At 59.3% G+C, this 25,637-nt stretch carries 22 protein-coding genes; 10 read left to right on the forward strand and 12 right to left on the reverse strand.

From position 1 onward, the window contains the following. The first annotated feature begins 50 nt into the window (after positions 1-50). Positions 51-1,295 (forward strand): lytic murein transglycosylase, encoded by a 1,245-nt coding sequence (locus HB780_RS18050; RefSeq protein WP_183694511.1) that lies wholly within the window; start codon positions 51-53, stop codon positions 1,293-1,295. A gap of 462 nt (positions 1,296-1,757) precedes the next feature. On the opposite strand, the gene metF is transcribed toward HB780_RS18050, so the two are convergent. The 4 genes from metF to HB780_RS18070 form a co-directional block, all read right to left on the reverse strand. Beyond that, the gene (metF, locus tag HB780_RS18055) at positions 1,758-2,654 is read right to left on the reverse strand and encodes a methylenetetrahydrofolate reductase [NAD(P)H] (protein ID WP_183694514.1); all 897 of its coding nucleotides are present in this window, start codon (positions 2,652-2,654) and stop codon (positions 1,758-1,760) included. A 1-nt stretch (position 2,655) separates the two neighbouring features. Continuing rightward, a complete protein-coding gene (locus HB780_RS18060) occupies positions 2,656-3,681 on the reverse strand; it encodes an ArsR/SmtB family transcription factor (protein ID WP_183694517.1) in 1,026 nt (341 codons plus the stop codon). A 193-nt stretch (positions 3,682-3,874) separates the two neighbouring features. Further along, positions 3,875-5,524 carry an energy-dependent translational throttle protein EttA gene (gene ettA, locus HB780_RS18065; RefSeq protein ID WP_183694520.1) on the reverse strand — a complete coding sequence of 550 codons (1,650 nt, stop codon included), beginning with the start codon at positions 5,522-5,524 and terminating at the stop codon, positions 3,875-3,877. Positions 5,525-5,651: 127 nt separating this feature from the next. Then, positions 5,652-6,398, reverse strand: a complete 747-nt coding sequence (locus tag HB780_RS18070; protein WP_183694523.1) for a ribonuclease T2 family protein — start codon at positions 6,396-6,398, stop codon at positions 5,652-5,654. Between the two features lie 164 nt (positions 6,399-6,562). On the opposite strand from HB780_RS18070, the gene HB780_RS18075 reads away from it, so the two are divergent. The 4 genes from HB780_RS18075 to HB780_RS18090 are packed head-to-tail and all read left to right on the forward strand — an operon-like array spanning position 6,563 to position 11,349. Continuing rightward, positions 6,563-7,495, forward strand: a complete 933-nt coding sequence (locus HB780_RS18075) for an alpha/beta fold hydrolase (protein ID WP_183694526.1) — start codon at positions 6,563-6,565, stop codon at positions 7,493-7,495. 19 nt (positions 7,496-7,514) lie between these two features. Then, positions 7,515-8,474, forward strand: coding sequence for a DMT family transporter (locus HB780_RS18080; protein WP_183694529.1), 960 nt, complete (start codon positions 7,515-7,517; stop codon positions 8,472-8,474). Positions 8,475-8,491: 17 nt separating this feature from the next. Continuing rightward, positions 8,492-9,694, forward strand: a complete 1,203-nt coding sequence (locus HB780_RS18085; protein ID WP_183694532.1) for a succinate--glutarate CoA-transferase — start codon at positions 8,492-8,494, stop codon at positions 9,692-9,694. Further along, positions 9,691-11,349: a thiamine pyrophosphate-binding protein gene (locus HB780_RS18090; protein ID WP_183694535.1), complete on the forward strand. Its 1,659-nt coding sequence runs from the start codon at positions 9,691-9,693 to the stop codon at positions 11,347-11,349. Before HB780_RS18085 ends, HB780_RS18090 begins: the two co-directional genes overlap by 4 nt. A 52-nt stretch (positions 11,350-11,401) precedes the next feature. Here the strand turns inward: HB780_RS18090 and HB780_RS18095 are convergent, their stop codons facing one another. The 3 genes from HB780_RS18095 to HB780_RS18105 form a co-directional block, all read right to left on the reverse strand. Continuing rightward, a complete protein-coding gene (locus HB780_RS18095; protein ID WP_047455750.1) occupies positions 11,402-11,746 on the reverse strand; it encodes a RidA family protein in 345 nt (114 codons plus the stop codon). Between the two features lie 94 nt (positions 11,747-11,840). Then, entirely contained in the window at positions 11,841-12,179 is a 339-nt protein-coding gene (locus HB780_RS18100; protein ID WP_047455751.1) for a protein tyrosine phosphatase family protein, read from the reverse strand. 73 nt (positions 12,180-12,252) lie between these two features. Continuing rightward, complete coding sequence (locus tag HB780_RS18105) at positions 12,253-13,092, reverse strand: DUF4432 family protein (RefSeq protein ID WP_183694538.1); 840 nt, start codon at positions 13,090-13,092, stop codon at positions 12,253-12,255. A gap of 227 nt (positions 13,093-13,319) precedes the next feature. On the opposite strand from HB780_RS18105, the gene HB780_RS18110 reads away from it, so the two are divergent. Next, entirely contained in the window at positions 13,320-14,753 is a 1,434-nt protein-coding gene (locus tag HB780_RS18110; protein WP_183694541.1) for a L,D-transpeptidase, read from the forward strand. Positions 14,754-14,862: 109 nt separating this feature from the next. Here HB780_RS18110 and HB780_RS18115 read toward each other — a convergent pair whose 3' ends face one another. The 5 genes from HB780_RS18115 to HB780_RS18135 all read right to left on the reverse strand — a co-directional run bounded on the left by HB780_RS18115 (position 14,863) and on the right by HB780_RS18135 (position 21,542). Continuing rightward, complete coding sequence (locus HB780_RS18115) at positions 14,863-16,011, reverse strand: iron-containing alcohol dehydrogenase (RefSeq protein ID WP_183694544.1); 1,149 nt, start codon at positions 16,009-16,011, stop codon at positions 14,863-14,865. Next, positions 16,008-17,393 carry an aldehyde dehydrogenase family protein gene (locus tag HB780_RS18120; protein ID WP_183694548.1) on the reverse strand — a complete coding sequence of 462 codons (1,386 nt, stop codon included), beginning with the start codon at positions 17,391-17,393 and terminating at the stop codon, positions 16,008-16,010. Before HB780_RS18120 ends, HB780_RS18115 begins: the two co-directional genes overlap by 4 nt. A gap of 168 nt (positions 17,394-17,561) precedes the next feature. Next, positions 17,562-18,923 carry a glutamine synthetase family protein gene (locus HB780_RS18125; protein ID WP_183694550.1) on the reverse strand — a complete coding sequence of 454 codons (1,362 nt, stop codon included), beginning with the start codon at positions 18,921-18,923 and terminating at the stop codon, positions 17,562-17,564. A 153-nt stretch (positions 18,924-19,076) separates the two neighbouring features. Continuing rightward, entirely contained in the window at positions 19,077-20,648 is a 1,572-nt protein-coding gene (locus HB780_RS18130) for an amino acid permease (RefSeq protein ID WP_183694553.1), read from the reverse strand. Between the two features lie 126 nt (positions 20,649-20,774). Then, positions 20,775-21,542, reverse strand: coding sequence for an N-formylglutamate amidohydrolase (locus HB780_RS18135; protein WP_183694556.1), 768 nt, complete (start codon positions 21,540-21,542; stop codon positions 20,775-20,777). A gap of 180 nt (positions 21,543-21,722) precedes the next feature. Here HB780_RS18135 and HB780_RS18140 point away from each other — a divergent pair, with 180 nt between their 5' ends. The 4 genes from HB780_RS18140 (at position 21,723) to HB780_RS18155 (ending at position 25,634) form a co-directional block, all read left to right on the forward strand. After that, on the forward strand, positions 21,723-22,595 hold the full coding sequence (locus HB780_RS18140; protein WP_183694559.1) for a MurR/RpiR family transcriptional regulator: 873 nt from the start codon (positions 21,723-21,725) through the stop codon (positions 22,593-22,595). Positions 22,596-22,780: 185 nt separating this feature from the next. Next, a complete protein-coding gene (locus HB780_RS18145) occupies positions 22,781-23,884 on the forward strand; it encodes an ABC transporter substrate-binding protein (RefSeq protein WP_183694562.1) in 1,104 nt (367 codons plus the stop codon). A 71-nt stretch (positions 23,885-23,955) separates the two neighbouring features. Further along, positions 23,956-24,849 (forward strand): ABC transporter permease, encoded by an 894-nt coding sequence (locus HB780_RS18150; RefSeq protein ID WP_183694565.1) that lies wholly within the window; start codon positions 23,956-23,958, stop codon positions 24,847-24,849. Continuing rightward, complete coding sequence (locus HB780_RS18155; protein ID WP_007694062.1) at positions 24,846-25,634, forward strand: ABC transporter permease; 789 nt, start codon at positions 24,846-24,848, stop codon at positions 25,632-25,634. The genes HB780_RS18150 and HB780_RS18155 overlap by 4 nt, the downstream gene beginning before the upstream one ends. Positions 25,635-25,637 lie beyond the last annotated feature (3 nt).

Raw genomic sequence — 25,637 nt, forward strand, 5'->3', positions numbered from 1 at the left:
CACAATCTTCTGTGAAAGCGACCCTATTCTGTCAGAAAAGAGGATCGCCCATGCACCGCTATACCATCCGACGCAGCGCACTCGCGTTGATCTTCGCTTCAGCCGTGACGAGCATGGCGATGGCACAGAGCGCAACACCGGCTGCCCCGTCGAATGCACAGGGTAGCGGCGATCCCAAAGTTGCCTGCGGCGGTGACCTTTCTGCCTTCCTGGCCGGCGTCAAGGCCGAAGCCATCGCCGATGGCGCCGATGCCGCATCCGCCGACAAGACCTTGGCCGGCGCGCAGATCGATCCCAAGGTTCTCGCCATGGATCGTAGCCAGGGCGTATTCCGCCAGACCTTTCTCGAATTCTCGCAGCGCACCGTCAGCCAGGGCCGCCTGGATATCGGTCGCCAGAAGATGAAGCAGTATGCCGATGTCTTCGCCAAGGCCGAAAAGGACTATGGCGTACCCCCCGGCGTTATTACCGCCTATTGGGCGATGGAGACCGATTTCGGCGCCGTTCAGGGTAATTTCAATACCCGGAACGCGCTTGTCACTCTCTCGCATGACTGCCGTCGCCCTGAATTTTTCCGCCCGCGTCTGATAGCGCTGATCGAAATGGTTCAACACGGCGATGCTGATCCGGAAACGACGACCGGCGCTTGGGCCGGCGAAATCGGTCAGACGCAGATGCTCCCGCCCTCGATCATCGCTTTTGGCACGGATGGCGATGGCGACGGCCATGTCAACTTGAAGACAAGCGCTCCCGATGTCATTCTGACGACAGCGCGCTTCCTCCAAAGTCTCGGATTCCAGCGCGGTCAGCCTTGGCTGCAGGAAGTAACCCTTCCGGATAATCTGCCGTGGGAAAAATCCGGCCTTGGCGGCGCGCTCACGGCCGCAGACTGGTTCCAGCTCGGCGTCAAGCCACGAGACGGCAATACAAGTTTCGGTTCACTGCCGGCCGCTCTCATCCTGCCACAGGGTCGCAAAGGTCCGGCTTTCCTGACCTACCCAAATTACAACGCCTATCTCGAATGGAACCAGTCGTTCATCTACACAACGTCAGCGGCCTACTTCGCTACCCGCTTCAGCGGCGCTCCAACCTACAACAAGGGCACGCCGGAACCGGGCCTGAACGATGTTGATATGAAGGCGCTTCAGACCAAGCTCACGGCTCGCGGCTACGATGTCGGCAAGATCGACGGTATCCTCGGCTCCGGCACGCGCGTTGCCATCCAGAAGGAACAGTTCCGCCTCGGCCTCCCGGCCGACGGCTGGGCGACGCAAGCGCTGTTGAACGCTCTCTGAGAATTTCTTCTCTTTCTGCGAAAGGCGGCCCTCGGGCCGCCTTTCTGCTTTTATGGCGCAGACATCATTCTGAGTTCACAGCTAAATTAACGATGCATTAAATTTCGTGAACGGAAATTTTTTCAGATTTTCCATATTAAAACAACAGCTTATTCGAATATCTAGATTCAAATTCTCCGCCGCATGACGCGCTGCAGCATCGAATTCGCTTTCCAAGCGACACATTTCCGACATAGACTCTAACGGTTGACTAAGGAGGAAGACATGGGATTGACACGATCCATCAACGTCCTAGTGGTCGGTGCAGCCTTCGTATTCGTCGTGACAATGCTTTTCATCTGACGAAGAACGACCGTCACAGACAACCGAACTCCTGAAAGCAAACAAAACACCCTATCCATTTAAAAAGCGCATGCCGAAGATCAACATGCGCTTTTTCATGGCTGCGTTTCCGAGATCTTATCAGGCGACGGCGCGTGCATCCGCCTTGCGCTGCATGCCCAATCGCTCCAGAACAGCCGAGACGAGCGGCGAACGGTTCATCGTGTAGAGATGAAACTCGTGGATGCCCCGGCGAACCAGATCCTTGATCTGTTCGGCGGCGACATCGGCGGCGACCTTGGCCCGTTCGTCGGCATTATCGTCGAGGCCGTCAAAACGATCGTCCAGCCAGGAAGGAATGCTGGTGCCGCAGGCACCGGCAAAGCGCTTCAGCTGCGTGAGGTTCTGGATCGGCATGATGCCCGGCACGACGGGAATCGTGATACCCGCAGCACGAACGCGGTCGTGATAACGCGAGAACGCGTCATTGTCGAAGAAGAACTGGGTCAGAGCCCTGTCGGCACCATTGTCGGCCTTGCGCTTCAGCATGTCGATGTCGGCCGCGGTATCGCGGCTCTCCGGATGCTTTTCCGGATAGGCAGACACGGAAATATCGAAATCGCCGCGCTCGCGCAGGGCCGCTACCAGTTCGGCGGCATTGGCATAACCATCCGGATGCGGCTGATAGGCGGAGCCGACGCCTGTTGGCGGATCGCCACGCAATGCCACGAAGCGGCGCACACCAGTCGCAAGAAAATCATCGATGACCCGATGCGTGTCTTCACGCGTTGCCCCGACGCATGTCAGATGTGAGGCGGTGGTGAACGGCGTCTCGTGGATCATCCGGCGCACGGCAGACAATGTCGGCGCCTTGGTCGTGCCGCCAGCGCCATAGGTCACCGAAACGAATTCCGGTTCCCATTCGCTGAGTTCCTCGACCGTATTCCATAATTGCGCTTCGGCCTCCTCCGATTTCGGAGGAAAGAACTCAAAGGAAATACGGATCTCGCTTTGGCCGTTCTCGATTTTCGAAGACATATCAAACTCTCCCAGCAAGAATGGGGGATGCCTGTCGGCTATGTTCGGCAGCGATCAACAGACGCGGGTCACGCGCCAGCCAGATCGTAACCGTCAGCCCCGAGCCGCCTTCCCTCCCCGAATGAAGGTCCTGCACCTGCTCGACATCAAGCCCCGCCGTCTTCAGCCAATCCGACATCATCTGATGGGAAAAGCCGAGCCTTAGATGCGCATGTTCGTCGCGCAGATATTCCAGCCCGTGCGGTGCAAGATCGATGATCACCAGCCGCCCGCCGGGACGGAGCATTCGCGCCGCCTCGTTGATGGCGATCTCCGGCTGATCCAGGAAATGCAGCACCTGATGGATGGTGATCAGATCGAAATCCTGCGCCTCGAGCGGCAGGTTGAAGATATCGCCATGCCGCACCGATGCGGCCGTAATGTTCGACCGGTCAAGATTGGCGCGCGCAACGGCCAGCATGTCCCGGCTGGCGTCGATACCGACTGCGCGGCGATAGTGGCCCGCCAGCAATTGCAGCATCCGGCCCGTGCCGGTGCCGAGATCGAGAAAGGCGTCGATCTGCTGCGGACCGATCAATTCGATCATCACCTTGTCGACATCCTCGTCGGCAACGTGCAGGCGGCGAAGTTCGTCCCATTCGGCGGCATTGCGGCTGAAATAGGCTTGCGCCCGCTCGGCGCGAATACGCTTGACGGCAGTCAACCGCTCGCCGTCGCGCAGCAATACGGGATCGTTTTCGGCCGTATGCCGGAGAAGCTCGCGCGCCAGGATCACCGCCTTGCCCTGTTGTTTCAGGCGGAAGTAAGCCCAGGCGCCTTCCTGGTAGCGATCGATCAGATCGGCCTCGCCGAGCAGCTTCAGATGCCGCGAGATGCGCGGCTGTGACTGGCCCAGAATTTCGGTAAGATCGGTGACGGTCAGATCGCCGGCGGCAAGAAGCGCCAGCAGACGCAGCCGCGTCGGCTCACCGGCCGCCTTCAGCACATCCACCAGATTATCAAGGCCCAATTTTACCAAATCCGCCATTTTCCACCCAATCAAGATATAAAGATATCTTTATGTCATTTCGCTGAAATCTGCAAGGGCCAATTCATTCCCGGCGGAATTCGACGTCGGAAATCTGTTAGTATCTGTCGGCGGGGGAATGCATCTTCCTGCGTCAGGACAAAGAAAAACCCCGGACAGGCCGGGGTTTTTTTAAGTCGCGAAAGCAGCAGACCTATCGTGTCAGACGCTTGTAAGTCACACGGCTCGGATTGATGCTGTCAACACCGAGGCGGCGCATCTTGTCCTGTTCGTAATCTTCGAAGTTGCCTTCGAACCATTCGACATGGCTATCGCCTTCGAAGGCGAGGATATGCGTGGCCAGGCGATCGAGGAACATGCGATCATGGCTGATGATCACGGCGCAGCCGGCGAAGTTTTCGAGCGCGATCTCGAGTGCACCGAGCGTTTCGGTATCGAGGTCGTTGGTCGGTTCGTCGAGCAGCAGAACGTTGCCGCCGGCCTTCAGCATCTTGGCAAGATGCACGCGGTTGCGCTGACCGCCGGAGAGGTTGCCAACCTTCTGCTGCTGATCGCCGCCCTTGAAATTGAACGTCGCGCAATAAGCTCTCGAGTTCATTTCATACTTGCCAAGCTTGATGACTTCAGCACCACCGGAGATTTCTTCCCAGACATTCTTGTTGCCATCGAGCGCATCACGGCTCTGGTCGACATAGCCGAGATGAACGCTGTCGCCGACGCGGATAGAACCGCTATCCGGCGTTTCCTGGCCGGTAATCATGCGGAAGAGCGTCGTCTTGCCGGCGCCGTTCGGACCGATGACGCCGACAATGCCGCCCGGCGGCAGTTTCAGCGACAGACCTTCGATCAGCATCCGGTCGCCGTAACCCTTGTTGATGCCTTCCATCTCGATGACCACCTGGCCGAGACGCTCGCCGACCGGAATGATGATCTGCGCATCGCCTGGACGCTGGTTCTCTGCTGCATCGACCAGCTCGTCATAGGCGCGGATACGAGCCTTGGACTTCGACTGACGTGCTTTCGGGCTGGAGGCAATCCATTCCTGTTCGCGCGTAATCGCCTTCTGGCGACCAGCCTCCTCGCGACCTTCCTGTTGCATGCGCTTTGCCTTCGCCAGCAGGTACGAGGAGTAATTGCCTTCGTAGGGAATGCCGCGGCCGCGGTCGAGCTCAAGGATCCAGCCGGTGACGTTATCCAGGAAGTAGCGATCGTGGGTGATCATCAGTACTGCGCCCGGATAGGCACGCAGATGCTTTTCCAGCCAGGCGATGGTTTCGGCGTCAAGATGGTTGGTCGGTTCGTCGAGCAGCAGCACGTCCGGCTGCGACAGCAGCAGCTTGCATAGGGCTATACGGCGGCGTTCACCACCGGAGAGACTGGTGACGTCGGCATCGCCGGGTGGGCAGCGCAGCGCATCCATCGCCATCTCGACCTGGCTTTCCAGGTCCCAGAGATTCTGGGCATCGATGATGTCCTGGAGCTTGGCGCCCTCTTCCGCGGTCTCGTCGGAATAGTTCATCATCAGCTCATTGTAGCGATTGAGAACGTCCGTCTTTGCTGCAACGCCTTCCATGACGTTTTCAAGCGCGGTCTTCGCCGGATCGAGCTGAGGCTCCTGCGGCAGGTAGCCGATGGTGGCGCCTTCGGCCAGCCAGGCTTCGCCGGTATATTCCTTGTCGAGGCCGGCCATGATGCGCAGCACCGTCGACTTACCGGCGCCGTTCGGGCCGAGAATACCGATCTTGGCGTCGGGGTAGAAGGAGAGATGGATATTCTCGAGAATTTTCTTAGCGCCATAGGCCTTATTCAGACCGGTCATATGATAAATGAACTGACGTGCCATAGCTTGGGTTACTCCACGGGCGGATAACAATGCGAATTGTGCCGCTATGTAGGCGAAACCCCGCTCTCGGGCAACGGCGAAACCTTGTCCGAGAGCTATTTATCCGCTTCAGCGGGGCCGCAAGACCTCAAAAACCGGCTGCATCCACGACACCTTGATCGCAACCGAACGACGTCCTGCCGGCACTCTGGATCAGTTCCGCAAGCCGAGGCTCGTTCCCTGGCGCAGGCTGAATGGCGTCCTCGGAGAGGCCAATTGTCAATTCCGAGATCACCCGCACCTTGCCCACACGGCGGCAGCTCATCTTCACGCGGTCGCTGGCGCCCTCGCCGAAGCTCTTGTCGAAAGCGGCCTTGATCGTATCGGCATCGAGCGTCTTGCCGATATTCTGCACGAAGAGATCGCGTACGGCGGACGCATTGAGCTCATCGATCAAACCGGCTGCGGCGCCGAAATAATCATCGGCGCTAAGCTTGGTGCAGGTGCCGTGCTTGATCCATTCATGCCGCTCCAGACCAGATTGCGTGCCCGGCATGACCTTGTCCAGTGCAGCCTTGGTGTCCGCCGACAGCTCGACAGCCGGCAGATCCTTCCAGTCACTGCTGCGATCGGCCTGCTTCAGATCATCAGAAACGTCGCAATATTCCTGTCGCATCGGCCAGAGGCCATGCAGCGAAAAATTCTTCGCATCATGATTATCGGATGACTGGTTGCGGCACTCCGCTTTCCTCTGGTTCGTCTGGCAGAAGGCAGGCTCCCAGCTTGCCGCCAAAATAAACCGCGTCCGGCCCCGACTATTCTCCTGTGCCACGGCACTCGCTGCCATCATCATAGACAGAACCGCGACCACACATCCGCGAACCCAATGCCTCATCCCACGTCTCCAGATAGAACAATATGAGAACAAATAAGCAGTTTGATTGACCGGACGCAACCCTGATTCAAAGACGTCATGGAGATTATTTCTGTGTGCTTCACCAACACTCCATTGCAATCCGGTAGGTGATAACCTTTCGTCTGCGTGAAGAGGAAATGCACATGTTTGCCGAAACGAGGCATCTGGACAGCCCGACGGGCGCGACGCTGGCTTATCATCACCTGCCGGCGCGGGACGAAGCGCATGGCATTCTCCTCATCAGCCATGGCCTTGCCGAGCATTCCCGCCGCTACGAAGGCTTCGCCGAGGCCATGGCCGCTCGCGGCTTTCATGTCTATGCCCACGATCATCGCGGCCATGGCGAAACAACGGCCAGCGATGCGCCACTCGGCCGTTTTGCCCGGCGGGATGGCGTCGATGCGGTCATCGCCGATGTTCTGGCGATGCGCGGGCTTGCCGCGACCGCCCATCCCGGCCTGCCGATCATCCTGTTCGGCCACTCCATGGGCGGGCTGATCAGCCTTAACACCGCGGTGACGCATCCCGACAAGTTCGATGCCGTTACGGTTTGGAACTCGAATTTCAATCCCGGTCTTGCCGGGCGTGCGGCGCAGATCATTCTGAAGACGGAACGCATGCTCAAAGGGTCGGACGTGCCGAGCGAGCTGCTGCCGAAATTGACCTTCGGCGTCTGGGGCAAAGCGATCGCCGACCGACGTACCGAATTCGATTGGCTCACGCGCATCCCTGAGAAGGTGGACAAATATATCGCCGATCCGCTCTGCGGCTTCGATGCCTCGGTATCCCTGTGGCTGGATCTCTTCGAACTAACCTTCCGCGCGCCGCAAAAGACCTATCTTGACCGGCTCCGGCACAACATGCCGATCCATCTGGTCGGCGGCGGCCACGACCCGGCGACGAACAACGGAAAGGCGATGTCCTGGCTGTCAAACCATTTGAAAAAGGCCGGTTTCTCGCATACTAGCCTGACTATCTACCAGGACATGCGCCATGAGACGCTGAACGAGATCGGCGCGGCCGCAGCCATTTCCGATTTTGCGGACTGGTGTCGGCAAGTAACGGCAAAAGCCTGATCCCCAAAGGATTTTTCGAATGAATGCCACCGGCGGTTACCTGCCCCGTTTTCGTCAGTCGGATCTGACGTTCGGCCTGATGATGATGTTCCTGTCGGTGATCCTGTCGCCGATCATCGACATTTTCGCAAAGCTTGCCGCCACGACCATCCCGCCGGCGGAAGTCACGGCCGCGCGCTTCGTCTTCCAATCGCTGTTCGCCTTGCCGATGATGGCGTTACGAGGACAATGGGGCTTGTGGTCGCTGCGCCGAAGCGGCGTTCATGCCATTCGCGCCGCGGTGTTGACGCTGTCGATGGTTTCCTTCGTCACAACGCTGCAGGTCATGGAAGTGGCCGACGCCATCGCCATTTTCTTTGTCGAGCCGATAATACTAACCATCCTCAGCAGCATCTTCCTGAAGGAGACCATTGGCTGGCGGCGCTATACAGCCTGCGCCGTCGGTTTCTTCGGCGCGATGCTGATCATCCAACCGAGCTTCGCGGAGGTCGGTTTTGTTGCACTGCTGCCGGTCGTCACCGCCTTCTGCATCGCCGTCTACGTTATGATTACGCGCGTCGTCTCGCATAGCGAGGATGCATGGCCAATGCAGTTCCAGACCGGCATCTGGGGCTCGGTCATCTGCTTTATTTTGCTGGCGATCGGCCAGGGCACAGGTTCGCCGATCATCGACCCCGTCGTACCGGACGGCATCGCCATGCTCCATCTGCTGGGTGTCGGCGTGTCTGCCGCTGTCGCCGGCGTCCTTACCATCCATGCATATCGCGCCGCACCGGCCTCGACGCTTGCGCCGCTGCAATATTTTGAGATCGTCTCGGCGACGATCTTCGGCTGGCTGGTCTTCGGCAACTTCCCAGACGTGATCAAATGGGCCGGCATTTTCATCATCATCGCCTCCGGCCTCTATATCCTCTGGCGCGAGCGCCGCTTTGCTTCCAAGCCGGTATCCGATACATCTGAGGTCACCTTCACGCCCTAGCCGCCATCCGGATCGACATGACAGCCAATAGCACTAAGAAACCGCCCCTCACCGGCATCCGCGTTATCGAATTGGCCCGCGTTCTCGCCGGCCCCTGGGCGGGGCAGATGCTGGCCGATCTCGGCGCCGATGTCATCAAGGTGGAAAATCCCGATGGTGGCGACGACACGCGCCAGTGGGGGCCGCCCTTCGTCGAGGGCAAGGATGGCGAAAACCTTTCGGCCGCCTACTACCACTCCACCAATCGCGGCAAGCGTTCGATCATTGCCGATCTCAAGACCGAAGAGGGGCAGGATCTGGTTCGCCGGCTGGTCCTGACCGCCGATGTGGTGATCGAGAATTTCAAGCTCGGTGGGCTGGTGAAATATGGCCTGGACTATGAAAGCCTGATCAAAATCAATCCCAAGCTGGTCTATTGCTCTATCACCGGGTTCGGTCAGACTGGTCCCTATGCCGGCCTTGCAGGCTATGATTATATCGTCCAGGGCATGTCCGGCTTCATGTCTATCACCGGCGAGCCGGACGGACAGCCGATGAAAGCAGGCGTGGCGATCGCCGATATCTTCACCGGCATCTATGCGGTCTCCGCAATCGAAGCAGCGCTGATCCATGCGCTGAAGACCGGCGAAGGCCAGCTTGTCGACATGGCTCTGCTCGACGTTCAATCCGCCGTGCTCGCCAACCAGAATATGAACTATCTGATCTCCGGCAAGGCACCCGTGCGCCTCGGCAACGCCCATCCCAATATCTCACCCTATGAGGTCGTACCGACCGCCGACGGCCATCTGATCCTTGCCATCGGCAATGACGGGCAATTCCGCCGCCTCTGCGCGATCCTCGGCATCGATACACATGCGGACGATGAGCGTTATGCCACCAACAAGGCCCGCGTCGCTCATCGTCATGACGTCCGGGCCTTCATCTCGGCAAAAACGTTGGCATGGAACAAGGCGGATCTACTGAAAGCCTGCGGGGACAATGCCGTGCCGGTCGGCGCCATCAATACGATCGAGGACATGTTCGCGGATCCGCAAATTCAGGCGCGTGGCTTGAAGATCGATCTCGAGGATGCCGTGGGCACCGTCATCCCGAGCGTGCGCACGCCGGTGGTCCTGTCGGAGACACCGCTCACCTACACGCGGCCGAGCCCGCGCCTTGGCGAACATCAGGAGGAGGTTCTGGCCGAATTGGCGGAACTGGAGGGAAAGGCAAAAGCATGAAACGCACCGGCGGCCAGCTCATCGTCGAAGCCCTGAAGGCAAATGGCGTCCAGCGCATTTCCTGCGTTCCGGGCGAGAGCTTTCTCGCTGTGCTCGACGCGCTGCACGATAGCGATATCAAGGTCCTCGTCTGCCGCCAGGAGGGCGGTGCGGCGATGATGGCAGATGCCTGGGGCCGGCTCACCGGCGAGCCCGGCATTTGCATGGTCACCCGCGGCCCCGGCGCGACCAACGCTTCGGCCGGCCTACATATCGCCCGGCAGGATTCGATCCCGATGATCCTCTTCGTCGGCCAGGTTCAGCGGGATGCCCGCGAACGCGAGGCCTTCCAGGAAGTGGAATACCGCCGCGCTTTCACCGAATTTGCCAAATGGGTCGGCGAGATCGATGACGCCGCCCGCATCCCGGAATTTGTCACCCGCGCCTTCGCCGTCGCGACATCAGGCCGACCCGGCCCGGTCGTCTTGACCCTGCCCGAAGACATGCTGCGCGATGATGTCGAAGCTGCATATGCCAAGCCCTACACGCCGGTAGCGGCCCATCCGGGTGGCTCCCAAATCGATGATCTGCACCGGCGCCTGAGCACGGCTGAACGGCCGCTGGTCATCCTCGGCGGCACGCGCTGGGACGGGAATGCGGTAGCCGGCATCAAAAGTTTCGCAGAGCGCTTCAAGCTGCCGGTCGGCTGCTCCTTCCGCCGGCAGATGCTGTTCGATCATCTGCATCCGAATTACGCCGGCGATGTCGGCATCGGCATCAATCCGGCACTGGCAAAGGAGATCAAGGAAGCTGACCTGCTGATCCTGCTCGGTGGCCGCTTCTCGGAAATGCCGTCCTCCGGCTATACGCTGATGGACATCCCCTACCCACAACAACAGTTCGTCCATATCCACCCCGATCCCTCCGAGCTCGGCCGCGTCTATCGCCCGGATCTGGCGATCTGCGCCAGCCCGGACGATTTCGTGGCGGCCCTGGCCGACCTCGATGCGCCGGCGGAGCCGCGCTGGGCTGAGCGGACGGAGCGCATGCACGCCGCCTATCTCGCCTGGTCGAAGACGCCGGAAACTAACCCCGGTGCGGTGCATATGGGCCGGATCATGGACTGGATCGAAGCCAACACGGCAGCCGATACGATCTTCACCAACGGTGCCGGCAACTATGCCACCTGGCTGCACCGCTTCCATCGTTTTCGCCGCTTCAACACCCAGGCGGCTCCCGCCTCCGGCTCGATGGGCTACGGCCTGCCGGCAGCGGTTGCCGCCAAGCAGCTCTTTCCGGAGCGCGAAGTGATCTGCTTTGCCGGCGACGGCTGCTTCATGATGCACGGTCAGGAATTCGCGACCGCCGTTCAATATGGTCTGCCGCTGATCGCACTCGTCATCAACAACGGCATGTACGGCACCATCCGCATGCATCAAGAACGGGAATACCCCGGCCGCGTCAGCGCCACGGCGCTGAACAATCCCGACTTCGCGGCCTTGGCCCGCGCCTATGGCGGCCATGGCGAAACAGTGAAGGCGACCGAGGAATTCGGTCCGGCCTTTGAACGGGCGCGTGCCAGCGGTAAGCCGGCGATCATCGAGATCGTGCTCGATCCAGAAGCCATTACGCCGTCACGGACGCTGACGGAAATTTCGCAAGCAAAAGGCCGGTGAGTAGGAGCATATTGCTCCTACTCACCGGCCTTATAAAACGCGTCAGATCGAATTAGTCGATCGCGGCAATGACGATGAACTCGACCTTGTACTTCGGTGCAGCGAGCTTGGCTTCGCTGGTGGCGCGAGCCGGGGTGTTGGCCGGATCGACCCATGCTTCCCAGGCGGCGTTCATTTCGGCGAAGTCGGAAATGTCGGAGAGATAGATCAGCGTCTGCAGGATCTTTGACTTGCTGGAGCCGGAAGCGGCCAGCAGGCGATCGACTTCGGCCAGCGCCGACTTGCACTGATCCGTGACGCTTGCGCCTTCACCAACCTGGCCGGCGAGGTAAACGGTGTTGCCGTGAATGACGGCGCCGCTCATGCGGGCTCCGACGTCGATACGCTTGATGCTCATGGTTCTCTCCTGATGTTGTCCGGTGACGGATCACAAACCGGGCGCTGCTCACCAGCAACGCCCAAAATCTCTTCTATGTTCGGGAAGCGGCGGTTCAGCCGCGAATGTGGTGTGTCTTCTGGTAGATCGCGGTCGAACGCGCGCCGGAACGGCAATATCCGAGCATCGGGCGCGGGAATTCGTCGAGCGCGTCGACCATGCCCTGCACGGCCTCTTCGGTCACGCCCATCGGCCCGACAGGCACATGGGTGATTTCGAGGCCAAGCTCCTTGGCGCGTGCTTCGATGACGGCAAACGGCGTCTGGTCCGGGCTTTCATCGTCCGGACGATGGCAGACGAGCGACTTGAAACCTAATGCCTTGATCTGGTCGAGATCCTCCAGGCTGATCTGGCCGGAAACCGAGTATTCGTCATCGATCGGGCGGATATCCATCGTTCGCTTCCTCTATAAAACCGAGGGCTTTGATCTACGCCGCCACAAAGCGAGCGTCAACCGCTGAAGCCCCTCAGACGAAGGCAAAGTTGAGTGTAAAACTCCGGGCTTCGCCGGGCTGAAGAATGTTGAATTCGTCGGCTTCCTCCAGCTCGTCGCGCGACACCCAGCGGTGCGAAACAGGCTCGATGCCGAGGACATGCGCAGGCGCACGCTGATTGCGCCAAACCTGCAGGAACGGCAACGTCTCCGTGCCGAATCGCACCCTGAGCGACTTGCCGCCAATGGCGGCGATCGGCCCGAGGCTGAGCTCCGACCAATCCTCGCCCTTTCCCGCCGACGGCACACAGAAAATCCCGCCGTGCTCCTCGCCAAAAGTCCAGGGAAAGCCGCCATTCTCCAGCATCTGGCCGGAGAGACGCACGCCGTCATCGAACCATTTGCCGCCGACATTCATGTGATACATCAGAAAGACCGGCATCGCCTCGGTGCTGGTATTGACGACGCGATCCGTGAGCGAAACCTCGCCCGTGGCGCCATCGATTCGCCAATGACGCTCCAGCCGCGCCGGGCGGCCTTCGGCGGTGACAACATCGATATCGGCACGGCATTCGGCATCGCCATCCTCGAACCGGGTCCAGAGAATTTTGGCCGGATGCGAGGAGAACGAGCCGTGCAAAGGATAGCGCCTGCCCTCGAAAGCACCCGACATCGGCTGCGGATGACGAATGTGATCAGGGCCGCAGGTGAAGAGAAACCCCTCCAGGGAATGATCGATACGCGGATCGCCGTCATCGGGAATGGCGCGTCCCGGCGCGAGGTTGTTGCCATCGACGACGCAGGCGCCGATATCCAGCACGGAGTCCTCATCCAGCGTCAATTTCGGCCCGTTGGCCGCGGCAAAGTCGATCATGTCTGGCAATTCTCCCTGGTCGGCGTCTGATTAGACACCCATCCGAAAGTGGCCTCAAAATGGGGTACGGCAAGAATAAATGGCGATTTCTCTTACCGAACGTTAATTTGACGCCTTGATCACACAAATTTTTATATTTTATTCAGCATGATAATCTTAAATTCCACACTAGTGTCAAAATTGCCATGTGTGTGTCGGCTCAGCCACCATCCGAGGATTCGACTGACGTGAACCGGTTCCTGAAAATAAGCCTTTCCTTGGCCCTGACGGCCACGGCATCCGCTCTCGCATTGACCGATGCGCAGGCGCAGTATTATCGCGGCGGGAACAACGACGTCGTTCTGGTGACGCCGGACGGGCGGATCCTCGATCAGTATTCAGAGCAGGATTATGTGAGAACGCGAGACGGGCGCGGCCGGCGCGTATTGGTGGATCGCTACGGCAATGTCGTCGCCACCGAGATGCGGGCCAGCACGTACTACCCTCAGGCACCAGCTCACGACGCCTATAGTGACGACGGATCCAGCAACGGCGGCGGCTATGGCGACACGCAGCTTTCCAACAATGGCGGCTACCGCGATTATCGACAATATCGCGGCGACGGCAGTGATGGTAGCGTCATTACCGGCGGCATCCCTCGCGACAGCTCCATTCAGCGCGTGCCGCTCGATGACCAGGCCCAGCCGAATACGGACGCACAAACCCAGCAGGGTCAGGCAAATCCGAACGGCAACGACTATGCCTCGATCGATCCGCAGCAGACGCCCGAGGTCCAGAGCAAGCCTCCGGCCGAACCAGTCATCACGCTGAAGGGCAAATCGAAGATGGAGATCACGGCGATCGAGGTCTTCCTCGCTCGCCAGGGCATTTCGCCAGGCGCCATCGACGGCCGCATGGGCGGCAATGTCACCAAGGCCATCTACGCTTATCAGCAGATGACCGGCCAGGCGCTTGATCCGAAGGATACCGATTCGATCCTCGAGCAATTGCGCCTGTCAGGCGGCATGCCGATCATCAACTACACGATCACGCCCGCCGACGCAGCCGGCCCCTATGTCGCGTCGATCCCTGAGGACTACGCCGAAAAGGCCCAGATGCCGTCGCTCGGCTATACCTCGACCACCGAAATGCTGGCCGAGCGCTTCCATATGGATGAAGGCTATCTCAAGGAGCTGAACCCGGGTGTCGATTTCACCGTCCCGGGCAACACGATCAAAGTGGTCAATACCGGCCCGAGCAAGACCGGTACCGTCGCAAAGATTCTTGCCGACAAGGGTCGAAAGCAGGTCTTCGCCTATGACGCTGCCGGTACGCTGATCGCCGCCTATCCCGCCAGCATCGGCTCGACCGACACGCCTTCGCCGTCCGGTACGGTCACGGTCGAACGCGTCGCCTTCAATCCGGGCTACACCTACAATCCGAAGATCAATTTCAAGCAGGGCGCCAACGACAAGATCCTCGACATTCCACCCGGCCCGAACGGCCCGGTCGGTGTTGTCTGGATGGCGCTATCGAAGCCGACCTACGGCATCCATGGCACGCCCGAGCCCTCGAAGATCGGCAAGTCGCAGAGCCACGGCTGCGTGCGCCTTACCAATTGGGACGCCACCGCACTCGCCAAGATGGTCAAGCCCGGCGTGGTCGTTGAATTCGTCGATTGATTGATAGTCTAAACAAACAAAGGGCCGCCGGGAGATCTCCCGGCGGCCCTTTTGTTTGTCTTAAGATGGTCGATGCGCCGCAATCCAGCCACGGCGCACCGATGGTCTTTTAGAAGCAATCGCGGAACAGCACCTTGGTGTTTTCCAGCGTCATCGGCACCGGATTACCACCGGCGCTGGGATCCTCGATCGCCATGGCCGAGAGTTCGTCGATCCGATCCGGAGCGATGCCCATGGCCGAGAGGCTTTCCGGCACACCAAGTTCAGCGCGCAGTTGAAGCACATAGTCATAAAACCCGTCGAAACCGCCGGAAATGCCGAGATAGGCGGCCGCACGGGCGATCTTGTCTTCAATGAGCTTGCGGTTGAAGCGCAGGACGGCCGGCATGACAACGGCATTGGTCATGCCGTGATGCGTGTTGTAGACGGCGCCGATCGGATGCGACAACGCGTGAATGGCGCCGAGGCCCTTCTGGAACGCAACGGCGCCCATGGCGGCGGCACTCATCATGTTGGCGCGAGCTTCGAGGTCAGTCCCTTCCTTATAGGCGCGCGGCAGGAATTCCTTGACGAGCCGCATGCCTTCCAGCGCGATGCCCGCCGACATCGGGTGGTAGAAGGGTGAGGAATAGGCTTCCAGGCAATGGGCGAACGCATCCATGCCGGTGCCGGCGGTGATGACCTTCGGCATGCCGACCGTCAGTTCCGGATCGGCGATGACAACACCCGGCAGGAACTTCGGATGGAAGATGATCTTCTTCACATGCGTTTGGGAATTGGTGATGACGCTGGCGCGGCCAACTTCGGAGCCGGTGCCGGCCGTCGTCGGCACGGCAACGATCGGGGCAATGCCTTCGACATTGGCACGAGTCCACCAGTCGCCGATATCCTCGAAATCCCAGACCGGACGTGTCTGGCCCGCCATGAAGGCAACGCACTTGCCGAGATCGAGGCCAGAGCCGCCGCCGAAAGCGACAACGCCGTCATGCCCGCCATCCTTGAACGCCTTGACGCCGGCCTCGAGGTTCTTCTCGTTCGGATTGGGATCGACATCGGCGAAGATGGCGCGGCCGAGACCGGCATCCTCGAGAATATCCAGCGCCGTCTTGGTGATCGCCATCGAGGCGAGGCCTCGGTCGGTGATCAGCAGCGGCTTCTTAATCCCCAGGCTCTTGCAGGCATCCGCCAGTTCCGTGATCCGGCCGCGACCGAGCTTGAAGGCGGTGGGATAGCTCCAATTGGCTGAGATAGTGCTCATGCTGTTACTTTCTTCAGATGGTAAGATTTCGGGCGCGTCAGGTTGTGGAATCCGATGACAGAGAGCGAGCCGCCACGGCCAGTTTCCTTGACACCAGTCCAGCACAACGCCGGGTCGAGATAATCTGCACGGTTCATGAAGACAGTGCCGGTTTCGATGTCGCGGCCGATACGGGCGGCGCGCTCGACATCCTTGGTCCAGAGCGACGCCGTCAGGCCATAAGGGCTGTCATTCATCAGCTCCAGCGCTTCCGCATCGCTCTTTACCTTCATGATGCCAACTGCCGGACCGAAGGTTTCCTCGCGCATGAAAGCCATGGAGTGATCGACATTGACGAGGATCTGCGGCGCGAGATAGGCGCCACCATCATCCGCCGGGAAAAGCTTGGGATCGACCAGCGCCTTGGCGCCCTTGGCGACGGCATCGGCGATCTGCTCGCGCACGACCTTGGCGAAGCGCTTATGCGCCATCGGTCCGAGCGTGGTTTCCGGATCGAGCGGATTGCCGAGCTTGTAGTTCGACACCCAGGCAACCGACTTTTCAACGAAGGCGTCGTAGAGCGATTCATGGACATAAATGCGCTCGATGCCGCAGCAGCACTGGCCGGAATTGAACGTGGCGCCGTCCATCAGCGTATCGACGGCAGCCTCTAAATCGGCATCTTCCATGACATAGCCCGGATCCTTGCCGCCGAGCTCGAGGCCAAGACTGGTGAAAGTGCCGGCGGCGGCGCGCTCGATGGAGCGTCCGCCTTCGACCGAACCGGTGAAGTTGACGAAGTTGAAGCTGCCGGCGGCGATCAGCGCCGAGGTCGTCGCGTGATCGAGAAAGACGTTCTGGAAGACGTCGGCGGGAACACCGACCTCGACAAAGGCCTGCACAAGCCGCTCGCCGACCAGAAGTGTCTGGCTGGCATGCTTCAGGATGACGGTATTGCCGGCCATCAGCGCCGGAGCGATCGTATTGATCGCCGTCATATAGGGATAGTTCCACGGCGCGATGACGAAGACGACGCCATGCGGCTCGCGCTCGATACGCCGCGCAAAATTCGCGCTGTCTTCCACCACCAGCGGCGACAGCGCATCGGCGGCGATCGAGGCGACATAGTTGGAGCGCTCATTGAAGCCGCGATATTCGCCGCCATACTTGATCGGCCGACCCATCTGCCAGGTCAGCTCCGGCACGACGACATCGGCCATTTCGTTAAGGCGGGCAACGCCTTTCAGCACCAGCTGAACGCGGTCTTCCAGCGGACGGCGCGCCCAATCCTTCTGCGCCTTGCGGGCGCGGTCCACCACATCCTTGGCAGCCTCCAGCGACAGCGCTGGACGTTCCGCATAAACCTCGCCATTCACGGGTGATACGCATGTGATCATGGTCATGATCGAAATCCTGTTTTTATAGTCACGAACATATTTTCGGCTAGCCGCGAAGAAGGTTTTCGCAAGCCCTGCGCCGCCGAAAGAAGCGTTTTCCGCAGCAACCTTCCCTGCCCTCGCCTGGCGACGAAAATTGGGCAGGGCTCACAATCAACGCAGGCTTACGCCCTTTCAGAATCCGCGCGCCACCTCCCAATCGGTGATGCGGCGGTCGTATTCTTCCTGCTCCCATTCGGCAGCGCGGGTATAGTGGTCGATCACCTCGTCGCCGAAGGCTGCGCGCAGCATCTTCGAGCCCGACAGCGCCACTGCAGCGTCGCGGAGCGTGCGCGGAATTTCGCGGACTTCGCGAGCGCCATAGGCATCTCCGACGAACGGCGCTTCCAGCTCAAGCTTGTTCTCGATGCCGTCAAGGCCGGCGGCGATCAGCGCGGCAAAGGCGAGATAGGGATTGAGGTCGGAGCCGCCGACGCGGCATTCGATGCGGATGCTCTTGGTCTCGGTGCCGCAGAGACGATAGCCCGCCGTGCGGTTGTCCGTGCTCCAGATCGCCTTGGTGGGTGCGAAGGTGCCCGCGACGAAACGCTTGTAGGAATTGATATAGGGAGCGAGGAAATAGGTGATCTCGCTGGCATGGTTCAAGAGGCCGGCGACATAGTGCTTCATCAGCGGCGTCATGCCGTGCTCTGCTTCCTTGTCGAAGAACAGCGGTGTCTTGCCGTCGGCGCTCCACAGCGACTGATGGATATGCGACGAGCTGCCGGCGGCACTGTAGTTCCACTTCGCCAGGAAGGTGATGGCCTTGCCTTTTGCCCAGGCGATCTCCTTGCAGCCGTTCTTGATGATCACATGCCGGTCGGCCATATCAAGCGCGTCGGCGTAGCGGACATTGATCTCCTCCTGGCCGGCCGAAGCCTCGCCCTTGGAGTTCTCAACCGGGATCTCGGCGCCCTGCAAGCCCTTGCGGATCGCCCGCATGACATCCTCTTCCTTGGTGGTCTGGAAGATGTGGTAGTCCTCGTTATAGCCGCTGACGAGATTGAGGTTGCGATAGCCGGACTCGCGGGCGCTGTCATAGGTTTGATCGAACAGGAAGAATTCGAGCTCCGAGGCCATGTAGGCCTTCATGCCCAGAGCCTCTAGACGCTTGATCTGCTTCTTGAGGATGGCGCGCGGCGAATGAGCCACTTCTTCGTGGGTGTGATGGTCAAGCACGTCGCAGAGTACGAGCGCCGTGCCTTCGAGCCAGGGAATACGGCGAAGCGTGGAGAGATCAGGCTTCATCGTATAGTCGCCATAGCCCTTTTCCCAGCTTGTCGACTTGTAGCCGGAAACGGTCTCCATCTCGATGTCGGTCGCCTGCAGATAGTTGCAGCTATGCGTTTCCTTCCAGGCGCTTTCGACGAAGAATTCCGCCTGGAAGCGTTTGCCCATCAAGCGGCCCTGCATATCCACCTGGCATGCCAGAACCGTGTCGATGCGCCCCTCGGCCACATCCTGTCTGAGGTCGTCTAACGTATAGCTGGTGCTCATGATCGATCCGCCTGAATACTAATGGTGACATCGGACAACGAAACGACATTCCCTGGCGGGAACAACGCGTATTCCGTGCTGCGTTTGTGCCGGTGAAAGAGGCCGCACGCATGCGGCCTCTTGGTTTTGGTTTTAGGACCTGCGGCCCAGCTCTCAGCTTTCGCCGACAGCCGCTTCAGCCGCTGCGATATCGGCCTTGCGCTTGGCGATTGCGTCACCGATCGGCGGCCCCTTGAAGCGGCGGCGCTCGAAACCGAACCAGACGATTGCCGTCAGCACGAGGAAGCCGACCGTGATGATACCCGCCCAATCATTCGGCGGCTGAATGCCAATAACGAAGATGATGATCATCGAGATGACCGTCAGCACGGCAAAGAGCTTGAACAACCCCTCGCCGAGGTTCCACGGACCCATCTTGTCCCACTTCGACGTGCCCCATGCGAACAGGCCGAGCGTGATCGGGATCGCAAAGGAGAAGAACAGGAAGATGACGGTGCAGGAAACGACGATACTGTACACCGGCGTATCGCCGATCGACACCAGCGACGAACCCCAGACGAACAGCACCGAAAGGATCGAACCGGTCCAGATCGCCGAAACTGGTGTGCGGTATTTCGGGCTGACCTTGGCGAGTGCCTTCGAAGCCGGAAGGCCGCCGTCACGCGAGAATGCGAAGATCATGCGCGACACCGACGTTACCGTCGCCAGACCGCACAGCCACTGGCTGATGAGGATCAGGAAGTACAGGATATCCTTGATGATCGGGTTCACCTGAGAGTTCATCGCCCAGAAGAACACGTTCCAGCCCTGCTTGGCAGCATCGTCCATGTTCGGGAGCATCAGCACGAACGAGCACAGCATGATGTAGCCGAACAATGCCGACCAAAGCACGGAGCCTACCATGCCGCGCGGAACGGAATGGGCCGCCTTGACGGTCTCTTCCGAGGTATGCGCGGAGGCGTCATAACCGGTGATCGTGTAGATCGGCAGCAGCAGACCGAGAGCGAAGACCCAGAAGGTAGACACCTGCGGCCAGACCGGAGCGCCGGTCGCTGTGCCGTCGGCGGCGATCGTGGCCAAGCCCGAATAGTTGGTGAAGGTGAACAGCCGTGCAAAGTCAAAGGATGGCGCGGCGGCCAGGCACACGATCGACAGTGCGATCGCCGTTGCGAAGATCAGGTAACCGGAAAAGTCGGTCAACTTGGCCGTCAGACCGATGCCCATATGGTTCACCAGCGCCTGAAGGCCGGTGATGACGACCAGGAACGCCATGCGGACCAATGTCGTATCGGTCATGCCGAAATACTCACCGAAAGCGCCGATGAAGAAGTAGTAGGTGCCGACATTGATCGCGCCGAGAACCGTGACGAGACCGAGGAGGTTGAACCAGGCGGTCAGCCAGCCGGTGAAGCGGTTGCCGAGGATCGAACCCCAGTGATAGAGCCCACCCGCTGTTGGATAGGCCGAGCTGATCTGTGCCATAGCAACAGCAAAGACCAGAGAAATAAAGCATCCGACCGGCCAGCCGATGCCGATCGCGGCACCGCCGGCACCTGACGTTGCCTGGGCAAGCGAATTGATACCGCCGGAAAGAATACAAATAATCGAAAAGGAAACCGCGAAATTCGAGAACGAGCTCATTCGCCGTTCCAACTCCTGGGCATAGCCCATGGAGTGCAGGATATGCACATCCTCTTTCTTGTCTAAGTCTGTGTAATCAGACATGTCATTCCCCCTAAAACCAAGCCTTCCGCGGAATTGCGAAAGACCGTATCTCATGTGAACCACCGACTTTTTGCCGTATGGCCCGATCGCAGTTGAGCTGCTCCCCGGGGTCTTTTCTTCTTCTAATCAGGCTTCCAGACTGCTCTGGAGAAGCCCTGTCAGATAGTCGGCCACGACCCCTTGGCCGACGTCATCCACGACGAGGTCGTTGCGGACCTCGATCATCACGTTATGCAAACCATTGGCGATCCCATGCAATTTCAGCGTATGGGTCACTCCGTCCTCAGGCCCGTAGGGCTCGTTGCGTTCGGTACGATAGAGCGGCGCCTCAGCCGCCGCGTCCAGCATGCGATCCGCCAGCCAGCGATCATTATCGTGCAGAATGCCGAGCTCTACTGCCCGACGCTTGCCGTTGTAGACGGGCGTAAAACTGTGGACAGTGACGATCACGTTTTTTTGTCCCCTGGCCCCCCGCTCTTTCAGGAGCGCCCGAATGCGATTGTGGAACGGTATGTAAAGCGCCTCGGTCCGTGCCTCCCGATCCACAGCCCGCAGATGCTGATTGCCAGGGATCGTGTAGATCTCGCTGATTTCCGGCATGGCGCCGGCGCTTTCCGGTGGCCGGTTGCAATCATAAATCAGGCGCGAGAAGCGCTGATGAACCAATGTTGCATCGAGGCTATCGGAGATTTTCCGGGCAACAGCCAATGCCCCCGGATCCCAAGCAATGTGGCTGGAAAGCGCTTCCGGTGACAGGCCAAGATCGCCGAAGCGCTCCGGCAGCCTGCGAGATGCATGTTCGCAAATGATGAAAAACGGACTCTTTCCGTCCGGCCGCTCGACCGCAACGCACTCGCCATCCGCTTCCGTCAAAATGCCTTGCTGGGCAAGCATTGCAGGCGCCCCATCGCTACTTAATAAATTTTTTATAAGAAAAGAATTCTTCAGGTTCCGGCGACTGTCAACTGCAAACTGAAATTATTTCTTCATTTGTGACATTGACTCGAAATGTGACAGCGTTGTTATATCGTCGCAGGAGACTGGCATAAGACCGTCCCGGGGAGCTAAAATCGAGTGAGCAATGCGTCGAAGACAGTTTCGGACGTAATCCATGCCCAATTCGACGCGTTGACGCGCGCCGAGAAGCAGCTCGCCAAGAGCCTGCTCGACAATTACCCCGTTTCGGGGTTGGGCAGTATTACGACGGTCGCCGAGAACGCCCGCGTGTCCACGCCGACCGTGGCGCGCATGGTGCAGAAACTTGGCTACAAAGGTTATCCGGATTTTCAGTCGCACCTCCATCACGAGGTCGAGGCGACCATCTCCAATCCGCTGACGAAGCATGATCGCTGGGCATCCAAGGCCCCTGGCACGCATATCCTCAACCGATTTGCCGACGCCATCATGGGCAATCTTCGCCAGACCCTGACGGATCTCGATGTGGCGACCTTCGAGAGCGTCGCCGCGCTGCTGTCGGAGCGTAAACGCGGGCTTTATTTCGTTGGCGGGCGCATCACCGGCGCGCTTGCGGAATATTTCTTCACCCATATGCAGGTCATCCGCCCGAACACGACCTTGCTCTCCTCCAATTCCAGCTCGTGGCCGCAATATGTTTTGAACATGAACCCCGGCGACCTGCTCGTGATCTTCGATATCAGGCGCTATGAGCAGGAGATGGTCAATCTCGCCGCCGCCGCCCGCCGCCACGGGGCAGAGATCATCGTCTTCACCGACCAATGGGCGACTCCAGCCGCCAAGCATGCCAAGCACACCTTTCGCGTGCAAATTGAAGCACCTTCGGCCTGGGATTCCTCTGTCGTCACCCTCTTCATCGTCGAGGCGCTGATCGAGGCCGTGCAGAGTTCGACCTGGGACGAGACGAGCGAGCGCATGAAAACCCTGGAGGGCCTCTTCGAACAGACGCGCCTGTTCCGCAAGCTAAGTTAGAAGGAAAAGAAGTATTGAATAGCGACCTACGAATTCGCCAGCGAGACATTGTCCGTCATAGTTCGTGAATAAGAGTAAATCCTTGCATTTGCTGGAAACGCAACTCATTGAACCCGTCACACAACCTTCATGCAACGTCATTAACAGCAACGCCAGACACTGAAAACCTAAAAGGAGGAATACCAGTGATCACGAAAATTCATCGTCTTCTGACGCTCTCCACCGCGATGATCATGGCGTCGACCGCCATCGCCGCTGCTGAACCGAGCGCGGACCTCATTGCTGCCGCCAAAAAGGAAGGCACGCTGACCACCATCGCCCTGCCCCACAACTGGTGCGGTTATGGCGACCTTATCGCAGCCTTCAAGGCGAAATATGGCATCGAAGTCAACGAACTCAACCCGGACGCCGGTTCGGGCGACGAAGTTGAAGCCATCCGCGCCAACAAGGGCAACACCGGCCCGCAGGCTCCCGACGTCATCGACGTTGGTCTCTCCTTTGGTCCGTCCGCCAAGAAAGACGGCCTGATCCAGCCTTACAAGGTCTCGACCTGGGATTCGATTCCGGACAGCGCCAAGGATGCCGACGGCTACTGGTACGGCGACTATTACGGCGTTCTCTCCTTCGTCGTGAACAAGGACATCGTCAAGAACCCGCCGAAGGACTGGGCTGACCTGCTGAAGCCGGAATACGCCAACACGGTATCGCTCGCTGGCGACCCGCGCACGTCCAATCAGGCCGTCCAGGCCGCTTACGCTGCCGGCCTCGCCGCTGGCGAAAAGGATGCGACCAAGATCGGCGAAGCCGGCCTGAAGTATTTCGCTCAGCTCAACAAGGCTGGTAATTTCGTTCCGGTCATCGGCAAGTCCGCTTCGCTCGCTCAGGGCGCGACCCCGATCGTCGTCGCCTGGGACTATAACGGTCTTGCATGGCGTGACAGCCTGAACGGCAACCCGCCGGTCGATGTTACGGTTCCGGCTTCGGGCGTTGTCGCTGGCGTCTACGTCCAGGCGATCTCGGCTTTCGCTCCGCACCCGAACGCTGCCAAGCTCTGGATGGAATTCCTTTATTCCGACGAAGGCCAGATTGGCTGGCTGAAGGGCTATTGCCACCCGATCCGCTTCAACGACCTTGCAAAGAACGGCAAGGTTCCGAAGGAGCTCCTCGACAAGCTGCCCCCGGCTGCCGCCTATGAAAAGGCCGTGTTCCCGACGCTCGACGAACAGGCTGCTGGCAAGACCGCCATCACCACCAATTGGGACAGCGTCGTCGGTTCGAACGTGCAGTAATCCGACTTGAAATGACCTCCCCGTTTCGACGGGGAGGTTTTCCGTTTTCGATGCCGCAGATTGGGCACTTCATGAGCACCGTCACAACATCAACGATCAGTTCTGCTCCCCTGATCAGCAAGCGCGCGGTCATCGATTGGCTGGGCATTGCGCCCTTCCTGATCTTCGCGCTGCTGTTTCTGATTTTCCCGACGATCTATCTTGTCGCCGGCGCCTTTTTGACGCCCGATGGAAGCCTCACCCTCCAGAACATCGTCGGCCTGTTCACGCCGTCCATCATGAACTCCTACTGGATCAGCATCAAAGTGTCGGTTGTTTCCGCGCTTGGCGGCGCGCTGATCGGTTTCTATCTCGCCTGGGCACTGGTCATGGGCGGCCTTCCGGCCTGGGTCCGCCATACATTTCTGACCTTTTCGGGCGTGGCCTCCAATTTCGCCGGTGTACCGCTAGCCTTCGCGTTCATCGCCACGATCGGCCGTCTCGGGCTCGTCACCGTGTTGATGGTTGAGTTGTTCGGCTTCAATCTTTACTCGACCGGCTTCAACCTCTACAGCTTCATCGGCCTCACCATCACCTATATGTATTTCCAGATCCCCCTGATGGTGCTGATTATCACGCCGGCGCTGGACGGCATGAAGAAGGAATGGCGCGAGGCAGCCTCCATTCTCGGCGCCACCAACGGGCAATATTGGCTGATGGTGGCACTGCCCATCCTCTGGCCAAGCCTGCTCGGCACGACGCTGCTGTTGTTTGCCAATGCTTTCGGCGCGATCGCGACAGCCATCGCATTGACCGGCAGCTCGCTCAATATCGTGCCGATCCAGCTCTACGCCCAAATTCGCGGCGATGTGCTGCATAATGCCAATCTCGGCTATGCCATGGCGCTCGGCATGATCGTCATCACCGGCATCTCGAACGTCATCTACATTCTCATGCGCATGCGCGCTGAACGGTGGCAAAAATGAAGCTGCAAAAATTCTTTGCCTGGATCGCGGTCGCCATCGGCGCCTTCTATTTCATCGTACCGCTTATCGGCACGTTGGAATTCTCGTTGCGCATGCGCCGCAACGCCTACAGTTTTGATGCCTATACCTCGGTCTTTTCCGATCCCAACTTCCTTTACGCCTTTGGCTATTCCATGCTGATGGCCGTGCTGACCATCATTTTCGGCATGCTGCTTGTGGTGCCGACGGCCTATTGGGTTCGCCTGCGGCTGCCGCAAATACGCCCGCTGGTGGAATTCATCACCTTGATGCCGCTGGTCATCCCGGCAATCGTCATCGTCTTCGGCTATTTGCGTCTCTATAACTCGTCGTCGATCCTGCCGCTGACGGGCTATAATCAAACGACCAATATCTTGCTCGTCTGTTCGTACATTGTGCTGTCGCTGCCCTATATGTATCGTTCGGTCGATACGGCGATGCGCACGATCGACATTGGCACGCTGACCGAAGCCGCCGAAAGCCTGGGTGCCAGCTGGACGACCATCATGTTCAAATGCATCTTCCCGAATGTCATGAGCGGCGTGCTTTCCGGCGCCTTCATCACGCTTGCGATCGTCATGGGCGAGTTCACCATGGCCTCACTCCTCAATCGTCCGGCATTCGGCCCCTATATGCAGCTCGTCGGCGCCAACCAAGCTTATCAGTCCTCAGCGCTGGCGATCATCGCACTCGCCATAACCTGGCTCAGCATGGGCTTGCTCCAGCTCGTGTCCCGTTTCTCAAAATCCGCTCCGATTAAGGCGTAAGGC

Source organism: Rhizobium lusitanum, from assembly GCF_014189535.1.
GTDB lineage: Bacteria > Pseudomonadota > Alphaproteobacteria > Rhizobiales > Rhizobiaceae > Rhizobium > Rhizobium lusitanum_C.